The sequence below is a fragment of the Roseateles sp. P5_B10 genome (genome assembly GCF_056400485.1).
In genome coordinates this window covers 1-946 of sequence record NZ_JBFULE010001318.1, presented here as the reverse complement: position 1 = coordinate 946, position 946 = coordinate 1, and the positions used below count along the sequence as shown (strand labels likewise).

The window sequence follows — 946 nt, the reverse complement described above, 5'->3', positions numbered from 1 at the left end:
GGCCCAACACGCGGATCAGGCCCTCGGTGATGCCGCTGAACAACCAGGCCAGGGGCTTCAGCACGCGGCACAGGGCCAGCATGGGGCCTACCAGCGTCATGGCGACGCGCTCCGGCTCGTTCATCGACAAGCGCTTGGGCACCAGGTCGGCCAGCACGATGAAGAGCGATGTGATGCTGATGAAGGACGCGGCAAAGCCCAGCGTCGCGGCCAGTTCGGGTGAAACGACGAGGCGCAGCGCCGCTTCGAAATGCGGCGTGAACGCACCCTCGCCAACGATGCCGGCCAGGATGGCGACCGTGTTGACGCCGATTTGCACGACGGTGAAGTAGTCGCCCGGGTGTTCCTGCACAGCCAGCACCTTGGCTGCGCGGGCATCGCCGGAGTCGGCGCGCTGCTGCAGGTTGAGCCGCCGCGAGGCCGCCAGTGACAGCTCGGCCATCGAGAAGAAGGCGCTGGCGGCGATGAGGAGGGCAATCAGCAGCAGGCTGGTGGTCAAGCGCCGAGTCCGAGGTCTGAATGGAGCTTCAGTTTATTCCGCGATCCCGCCCTCACGGCTGCACCGCTCCAGGAAGGCCGTCGCCTCTCGCACGGGCTGCGGGCGCGCATAGCCAAAGCCCTGCATCACGTCGCAATGCCAGTTGCGCAGGCAGGCCTCCTGGCTGGCATCCTCAACGCCTTCCGCGACCACGGTCATCCCCAGGCTGTGCGACAGCTGAATCATGGCCTGCACGATGGCCGCACCGCTCTCGTCCTGGCCGAGGTCTCGCACGAAGGCGCGGTCGATCTTCAGGCGGTTGATGGGAAAGCGCTTCAGATAGGCCAGGCTCGAATAGCCGGTGCCGAAGTCATCGATGGCCAGGTGCAGGCCCAGCGCACGCAGCTCGGCCATCTTGGCGATGGTGGACTCGGCGTCGTCCATCATGGCGCCCTCGGTGATCTCCAG

At 66.3% G+C, this 946-nt stretch carries 2 protein-coding genes; both read right to left on the bottom strand.

Translation table 11 applies throughout. The features are described from left to right. The coding region (locus tag AC1DU6_RS33015) for a CNNM domain-containing protein (RefSeq protein WP_477862516.1) at positions 1 to 499 on the bottom strand (499 nt) is incomplete at its 3' end. Between the two features lie 33 nt (positions 500 to 532). Beyond that, the coding region (locus AC1DU6_RS33010; RefSeq protein ID WP_477862514.1) for an EAL domain-containing protein at positions 533 to 946 on the bottom strand (414 nt) is incomplete at its 5' end.